Genomic DNA, 7,427 nt, shown 5'->3' on the forward strand with positions numbered 1-7,427 from the left:
CTGAATGGATTTACAAAATTCGAGGCCGCGTATCATAGCCAATTTCGGTAAAACTGCACCAGCGCTGCGGCAAGATCTGCACGTACCGCCTGGCGCTTCGCCCAGGCCTGGGCATGGGCAGTCAGCTCATCGCGGCACTGCAGCCATGCGCTCCAGCCCTGCGCCATGGGCTCGCTGCCATTCCAGGCGCGCCACAGGCCCTGCAGCGCCGCGCTGGCCTCGGCTGAAAGGTCTTGGCAGTACAACGCCATGAACGCCTCCAGTTTGTCCCAGTGCGCGCCCTCTTGCTGGGGGTAGATGTGCCAGACCAGCGGTCGCCCGGCCCACTGCGCGCGCACGAAGGAATCCTCGCCGCGCACCAGATTCAGGTCGCAGCACCAGAGCAGCGCGTCGTACTGATCCTGCTGCATGAAGGGCAGCACCTGCACGCTCAGTACTCCCCGCTCGGCCAGCGTGCCTGCTTCGATGGGCTGACCCAGCCAGTGCTGCAGGTCACCGAGAATCCGCCCCTCGGGCACCAGCAGATGGCTGGGCGAGGCATCGCTCGCCAGGGCATCCAGCCAGCCGGATAGTGCAGCGTTTTCGTAGGCGAACAGGGAGATCAGGCGCGCACCAGCAGCGGGTCGCACGCCCATCGACTCGAGCAGACGCTGACGGGCGTCAGCGTCCTCCTGCAGCGCGTCACGGGCGCCCAGCAGATCGCCTTCACGCAGCAACCCACCGGTGCCCGCGGTGAAACCGGGGAAGAAGAAGAATTTCTGCAAGCCATTGCCTTGCATCGAAGGCAGCCCGTGGCAACCCTCGACCCAGTTTTCGGCGCTCAGGTATTCCAGGTTCAGCCAGAGGATGGCAGTGGGGCTTGCCGCCATCGCCGCGACGTAATCGGCCGGCAACTCGCAGGCGAACGCCTCGATCACCACATCGGCTGGCTCGATCGACTGCCAGGCCAGCGCCCAGTGACATACCTCGACGCCACTCAGGCGCTGCACCGCCAACTCGGCATCCGCCTCTGGGCAGATCCGCGTCAGCGCCACCAGATCATCGACCCACAGACGTACCTCGGCGCCGTGCTCGGCCACCAGTTGCCGCGCCAGTCGCCAGGTCACGCCAATATCGCCATAGTTATCGACGACGCGGCAGAAAATGTCCCACTTCATCGCAGCACTTCCTTCATTGGGCCTCGATCATTTCAGGCCTGAAGCCCACCACCGCTGCGTACCTGATCGCCCTGGGATGGCTCGACCACGGGCTCGGCGACCTCGACACCGGGTACCACGTCGGAGAGATCCTCCATGCGCTCGTGTTCGAGCGCGCCCTGCACCAGGTCTTCGGTCACCCGCAGCTCGGCCCCCACCATCGAGGCAGGGGTCGCCGGCTCGAATGGTGCCACAGGCTGTGGCGCCGGACGCAATTTGCGACGCCAGAAGAACAGCACCACCAGGCAACCATTGAGCAGGCTGAATGCCATGAACAGCCCGGCATCGCCATCGCGCTCCATCAGGGGTGAAATCATTAGCGGGCTGATCGCCGAACCGAGCGAGTTGATCAACAGCAAGCCCTGGACCATGCGCACCAGAGCACCGGCAGGTGCCCGATCCGCTGCGTGGCTGACCGCCACCGGATAGACGGCGAACACCCCACCGCCGAGCAGGAAGAGCAGAACCATCAGCAACAGCGGCGAGGATGGCAACACCATGATGGCCACGGAGATCGCCAGGCAGAAGATGCTCAACGCGATCAGCACCACCTGACGATCGTACTGGTCCGACCAGCGCCCCACCGGGTACTGCAGCAGCATGGCGCCGAGAATCACGCTGGCCATCATCTGGCCGACTTCGCTGACGCTCATGCCCACGCGTTGCAGATACAGCGGCAGCAGTGAATACACGGCGGCGATGGCGATACCCGAGCCGAAGCAGCCGATCACCCCGGTCGGTGTCATGCGGATCAGTTGCTGCGGCAACAGCGGCTCGACCTTCTCGACCAGCGGGGTCACCCGAGGAATGATGCCCATCGGCAATACCGACAACGAGGCCAGCAACCCCGCCACCATAAAGGGAGCGGTCTCCCCCCAGGCGTCGATGGCACCGAGCTGCAACTGCCCGAGCATGCCCGAGCCGTACAACGCCATCATGTACAACGCCAGCAGGCGGCCGCGCACCTTCTGATCGCCAGCCAGAAGCATCCAGCTCTCCACCACCAGAAATACGCCGAGAATCGACCAACCGGCGATCAGCCGGAAGACGAACCAGGCCCAGGGATCGAAGAACAAACCCTGCAGAAGCACGCTGACTGCGGTCAGCGACGCGAAGCTGCTGTAGGCACGGATATGACCGATGCGCAGGATCAAACGGTCGTTGAACAGCGCGCCCAGGGTCAGGCCGATGAAGTACGACGCGGACACCATGCCGATCACCGTCGCCGACACCCCGGCCGCATCCAGACGCAGCGTGGTCAGTGAGGAAATGAAGCCATTACCGATACTGATGATGAATAAACCGAGCAAGGGCCCCAGCGCCATGCCAAGCAGTTGCGACATAAAAACCTCAGAAACGATGATAGGAGTCCGCCCCCGCCATGGGCAGGTGACTGAAACTGGAAGTGCCGTGCCGTTGCACAGGCAGCAATCGAAACCTGAAGCGCAGAGGCGCAGACTCTCGCCTGCGAGCTGTGCTCGGCTGAGTGCTGGATGCTCGGAGAGGGTTGGCGCCGCAGAAAGCCGGACACCAGAAGCCCAAAGCCAGCGAAAACCGGTCGGTTTTCGGCTTTTTTGGTGTTGTTCGAAAGTGGCTGTGAAGACGGGGCTCGAACGCCGCCCCGCTCTTTCAGCTTGCCACAGGCCGCATCATGGCAGGGCGCGGACGATACAGCAGCGCCCTGAAACGGACAAGATCGTCCTGGCCATTGGCGTATTTCCCTTTACCCAGTCGCCCGCGCAGTTACCAACGGTCGGCTGTATGAAAGCTCAGCTATCCAGACTAGTCACGTTGGTAGTAGCTTATTGCCATAACACCAGCCAAGGAACGGCCATGCTTCGGCTATTGCTCGCTTCATCCCGCCTGCTCACACCCGCCATCGACGCACACGGCAAAGGCTGCCGCAGCAGCCGACCATGCGCCACCCCTGCATTTCCTGGAACAAAACTTGCTGCATCCGGGAAGGCAGTAGCTTTAGCAGCTATTCTCCAAAAAGCAGCACGACTGAGCTCGCTCCAATTCTGCGGCGAACCGCTCGTCGCAGCTAACCATGGCTGTTGCCTGCGTACGAGCTCGCGAGGGTCGATACACGCCAATCTATTTGAAGCGCCAGCAATCCTGCTCTAGCCTGAGTGCTCAAACATCAACGTAAGGATGCGGATCATGATGTATCACACGATCAAACACGGCATTTTCGCAGACGAATTCGCCCGAGTTCTGCGCCTAGCCATGAACAAGAATGACGACGTGCTGGTGGCGGTTCCTGGCAACATCGATAACCTCACCGTGCCCATTGCAAGACTGCTTGGTGCGGCGCTTGCCAAACGGCTGCTCGAAGAGCGTGAAGTAACGGTGACCACACCTGGCGCGCCGGAAAAAACCCTCTATCTCGCTTCGATCAACGGCTGCACCTCTTTCAAAAAGGGTTCAGTCGTATTGCCCTGGACTCCGCTCGATACGGTTTCCAAGGCAGCGGCAAAGCATTCTTCATCGGACACGTTCTTCATCGCCAATGACGGCCCGGGCACGCCTTACCGCGAGCCAGGCAAAGACGAACTGACGCGCTACCAGAAGAGCTACCCCAGGTCGAAAGTGGTGTAAGGCAGCACGGGGCTAGCGAGAACGTTTACAAAGACGCCAAGAAGCGTGCTGCCGCAGGCTTCAAGCGAACGACCACAGCCTTCCTCGACGTAGTACAGGCAACCCCTACCAGAACTCGCCACCTTACGAAAAGCTGGTGGCCGACTTGTCCGGCGCCTGTTCCCAGCGCATCGACATCCAGTACCGCCTCGTTTATCAGGCACAGCTGGAAGAGCAAGCGGTCAACGCTCTGCGGCTCTGGAGCCACTACGAATAAAGCGCCTTCGCCACTTGTGCGAAGTCCTTTGACCCAGAATGCAAAAAGCCCCGAAAACAATTACGTTTTCGGGGCTTTAGGTATTTCGAAAGTGGCGGTGAAGAAGAGATTCGAACTCTTGATACGATTTCTCGTATACACACTTTCCAGGCGTGCTCCTTCAACCGCTCGGACACTTCACCGGATCTCGCCAGACATGCTGTCTGTCGAGGCGCACTAATGTAATCGAAGGTTTTCCCAAAGGCAAACTTTTTTCAGCAGATTCATGCATTTAAGCCATGACCCAGGATAAACGGCATGCTGCTAGAGCGCGCACGACCGACTCAAGGCGGGCGTGCCGACTGCAGTCGGGCACATGAGGGAGTGACGGCAGTGCAGATCCGCGCGGTCCATCATCGGCGCCACGCTGGGACGGGGTCCTGCATTCGCCAAGGCTGAAGCCTGACTCTACAGTCACCCTTCGTGCTTTACCTGACCTCGTCCGATGGGTAACGTCAGCCGCATATCCAGAACAAGGAGTCGACCATGAGCGACCTGATCAGCTACCAACTCGATGACGGCATCGCCACCCTGACCCTGAACAACGGCAAGGTGAATGCCATTTCCCCTGCGGTGATCGAGGCGTTCAATGAGGCCCTGGATCGCGCTACCCAGGACAAGGCCATCGTGATCCTGACCGGACAGCCGGGGATTCTCTCCGGCGGTTATGACCTCAAGGTGATGACCTCCGGCCCGCAGAATGCCATCGACCTGGTAGCCGCGGGTTCGACCCTGGCGCGGCGCATGCTCGCTCACCCCTACCCGATCATCGTCGCCTGCCCGGGCCATGCGGTGGCCAAGGGTGCGTTCCTGCTGCTCTCCAGCGATTACCGCATCGGTGTCGAGGGGTCCTTCAGCATTGGCCTCAATGAAGTGCAGATCGGCATGACCATGCACCACGTGGGCATCGAACTGGCCCGCGACCGCCTGCGCAAGTCGGCCTTTCACCGCTCGGTGATCAATGGCGAGATGTTCGATCCGCAAAGCGCAGTAGATGCGGGCTTCCTCGACAAGGTGGTACCGGCCGACCAACTAGTGGTCACTGCACTGGCCGTCGCTGCGCAGTTCAAGAAGATCAACATGAATGCCCACCGCAAGACCAAGCTCAAGGTCCGCGCTGCGCTGCTGGAAACCCTCGACCAGTCCATCGAACTGGACAAGCAGCACGCCCTGTAAGGCTTCAGGCATGCTTTCGCCCGATCAACTGCATGCCTGAACGTCGGCAATCACTGGTAATGGCCTGGCAATTGCCCAAAAACCGGGCCACCCCTACACTGCGCGACCTTTTTCGAGTGGGTCGCAACCATGCTCTTCGTACTGCGCATGCTGATGATGGGCGTGCATTTCATCGGCGCAGGCATTCTTGGGCTGTTGCTGGGCCTGTGTCGCCCATTCCACCCTGACAACAGCCGCCTGTGCGCGCGCTTGTATTCATTGCCGGCGCTGCGCCTGCTGCGCATCAAGGTCCAGACCGATACGCGCAATCTGGCCGAACATGACCGCCCCTGCGTGATCATCGCCAACCACCAGTCCAACTACGACCTTTATGTCATCGGCTGCGTGGTGCCCCGACGCACGGTAAGCATCGGCAAGAAGAGCCTCAAATGGGTGCCCCTGTTCGGCCAGCTGTACTGGCTGGCCGGCAATGTACTGATCGACCGCGGCAACGCACGCAAGGCCAAGCGCTCGATGCTGGCGACCACCCATACGCTGCAACATGAGAACACTTCCATCTGGGTCTTCCCGGAAGGTACCCGCAATGGTGGTGGCGAGATGTTGCCGTTCAAGAAAGGCGCCTTCCAGATGGCCGTTGCCGCCGGTGTTCCGATCATCCCGGTGTGTGCCAGCAGCTACGTACGCAGTCTGCGCCTCAATGCCTGGAACAGCGGCCGGGTGATGATCCGCTCACTGCCGGAGATCCCCACCGCCGGCCTGAGCATGGATGACCTGCCGCAACTGATCGAAACGTGCCGCTCGCGCATGCAGACCTGCATCGATGCGATGGATGCCGAATTGGCGAGCACGTCGAAGCCGGCGTAAAGGGGCTGAGCGACGCGAGATAAGCAGGTAAGCTGCCGCGAACAGGTAACGCACGGGGCACACCATGGGCGAAGTCGTCGCAGCAGCCGTTTACAGCAAGGGCCACAAGGTCAGCGATATCAATCTCGACGAGGGGCGCGACTGGGCCAACAAACCCGAGCACTTCGTGTGGATAGGCCTGCACGATCCCGGTAGCGAAGAGCTCGGCAACCTGCAGCGGCAGTTCAACCTACATGAGCTGGCCCTGGAGGACGCGCTGCAACGGCACACTCGGCCCAAGCTCGAAACCTTCGGTGATGCGCTGTTTCTGGTGCTCTATTCACCGGTGCAGGTCGGCGATGAACTGACCTTCGTGGAAACCCAGTTGTTCGCCGGCAAGGGCTACGTGATCAGCGCTCGCTATGGCGAGTCCGCGCCCTACTCCCGGGTGCGCCAGCGCTGCGAGGCACGGCCGCTGCTGCTCGAGCACGGCGAAGACTTCGTACTCTACGCCCTGCTCAGCTTCATCATCGAAAATTACCGACCGCTGATGGACATCTACTACGCCGAACTGGAGCAGCTCGAGCAGGCCGTGCTGGAATGCGCCATGAGCCACGCCGAGGTGGTGCGCATTCAGCATCTGCGCCGCAACCTGCTGCGCCTGCGCCGCAACATCGGTCCGCTGGCGGAGATATGCCAGGAACTGCAGCGCCTGGACTTCCCGTTCATCGACAAGAACATGCGCCCGTACTTTCGTGACGTCGCCATCCACGTCAATCGCCTGCTCGAAGACCTCACCAACCTGCGCGAGATGGCCGACCACGCCATCGAGATCGGCCTGCTGCTGGAGTCATCCCGACAGAGCGTGGTACAGCGCAAGTTTGCCGCCTGGGCAGCCATACTGGCCTTTCCCACGGCCGTGGCCGGCATCTACGGCATGAACTTCCACAACATGCCCGAGCTTACCTGGCAGTACGGCTATTTCGCGGTCCTGGGCGTGATCGGCGCAGGCTGCGTCGGCCTGTACGCCAGCTTCCGCCATTACGGCTGGCTGTAGATGGCCCCTGCAGCCAACCCCGCAGGAGCCGACATGCCGGAGAATGGCGGCCACGGTTTGACGTTGCGGCATAACCGCCATCCATCGCCCGCAAGCGGGCTCCTACGGAATTGCTGGCTGCGTCGCTTTGTAGGAGCCGGCTTGCCGGCGATTTTCGGGCCTGACGCGTTGCTGAGTCATAACCGCCAGCGCATCGCCCGCAAGCGGGCTCCTACAGAATGGGTGGCAGCGCTGTCGCGTAGGAGCCGGCTTGCCGGCG

General features: G+C 61.3%; 7 protein-coding genes and 1 tRNA gene. 5 read left to right on the forward strand and 3 right to left on the reverse strand.

The features are described from left to right. Window positions 1-32 precede the first annotated feature (32 nt). Window positions 33-1,157, reverse strand: coding sequence for an elongation factor P maturation arginine rhamnosyltransferase EarP (earP, locus tag ACT9T4_RS17900; protein WP_499118236.1), 1,125 nt, complete (start codon window positions 1,155-1,157; stop codon window positions 33-35). 32 nt (window positions 1,158-1,189) lie between these two features. Next, window positions 1,190-2,539, reverse strand: coding sequence for an MFS transporter (locus ACT9T4_RS17905; protein WP_499118238.1), 1,350 nt, complete (start codon window positions 2,537-2,539; stop codon window positions 1,190-1,192). Between the two features lie 820 nt (window positions 2,540-3,359). Between ACT9T4_RS17905 and ACT9T4_RS17910 the strand changes: the two genes are divergently transcribed. Further along, complete coding sequence (locus ACT9T4_RS17910; protein WP_042556126.1) at window positions 3,360-3,797, forward strand: hypothetical protein; 438 nt, start codon at window positions 3,360-3,362, stop codon at window positions 3,795-3,797. 136 nt (window positions 3,798-3,933) lie between these two features. Further along, window positions 3,934-4,053 (forward strand): type II toxin-antitoxin system RelE/ParE family toxin, encoded by a 120-nt coding sequence (locus ACT9T4_RS17915; RefSeq protein ID WP_499118240.1) that lies wholly within the window; start codon window positions 3,934-3,936, stop codon window positions 4,051-4,053. A 92-nt stretch (window positions 4,054-4,145) separates the two neighbouring features. Here the strand turns inward: ACT9T4_RS17915 and ACT9T4_RS17920 are convergent. Next, window positions 4,146-4,235 (reverse strand) — tRNA-Ser (locus ACT9T4_RS17920). Between the two features lie 343 nt (window positions 4,236-4,578). On the opposite strand from ACT9T4_RS17920, the gene ACT9T4_RS17925 reads away from it, so the two are divergent. The 3 genes from ACT9T4_RS17925 (at window position 4,579) to ACT9T4_RS17935 (ending at window position 7,168) form a co-directional block, all read left to right on the forward strand. Continuing rightward, window positions 4,579-5,268 carry a crotonase/enoyl-CoA hydratase family protein gene (locus ACT9T4_RS17925; RefSeq protein WP_179537981.1) on the forward strand — a complete coding sequence of 230 codons (690 nt, stop codon included), beginning with the start codon at window positions 4,579-4,581 and terminating at the stop codon, window positions 5,266-5,268. A 129-nt stretch (window positions 5,269-5,397) separates the two neighbouring features. After that, window positions 5,398-6,132 (forward strand): lysophospholipid acyltransferase family protein, encoded by a 735-nt coding sequence (locus tag ACT9T4_RS17930; RefSeq protein WP_042556128.1) that lies wholly within the window; start codon window positions 5,398-5,400, stop codon window positions 6,130-6,132. A gap of 64 nt (window positions 6,133-6,196) precedes the next feature. Next, entirely contained in the window at window positions 6,197-7,168 is a 972-nt protein-coding gene (locus ACT9T4_RS17935) for a magnesium and cobalt transport protein CorA (protein WP_042556129.1), read from the forward strand. The last annotated feature ends 259 nt before the right edge of the window (window positions 7,169-7,427 follow it).

The organism is Pseudomonas sp. SZ40 (assembly GCF_052958135.1).

Coding starts and splice junctions, on each gene's coding strand:
- ACT9T4_RS17910 (WP_042556126.1), top strand. CDS start 3,360: ATGATGTATCACACGATCAAACACGGCATTTTCGCAGACGAATTCGCC.
- ACT9T4_RS17925 (WP_179537981.1), top strand. CDS start 4,579: ATGAGCGACCTGATCAGCTACCAACTCGATGACGGCATCGCCACCCTG.
- ACT9T4_RS17905 (WP_499118238.1), bottom strand. CDS start 2,539: ATGTCGCAACTGCTTGGCATGGCGCTGGGGCCCTTGCTCGGTTTATTC.
- ACT9T4_RS17935 (WP_042556129.1), top strand. CDS start 6,197: ATGGGCGAAGTCGTCGCAGCAGCCGTTTACAGCAAGGGCCACAAGGTC.
- earP (WP_499118236.1), bottom strand. CDS start 1,157: ATGAAGTGGGACATTTTCTGCCGCGTCGTCGATAACTATGGCGATATT.
- ACT9T4_RS17930 (WP_042556128.1), top strand. CDS start 5,398: ATGCTCTTCGTACTGCGCATGCTGATGATGGGCGTGCATTTCATCGGC.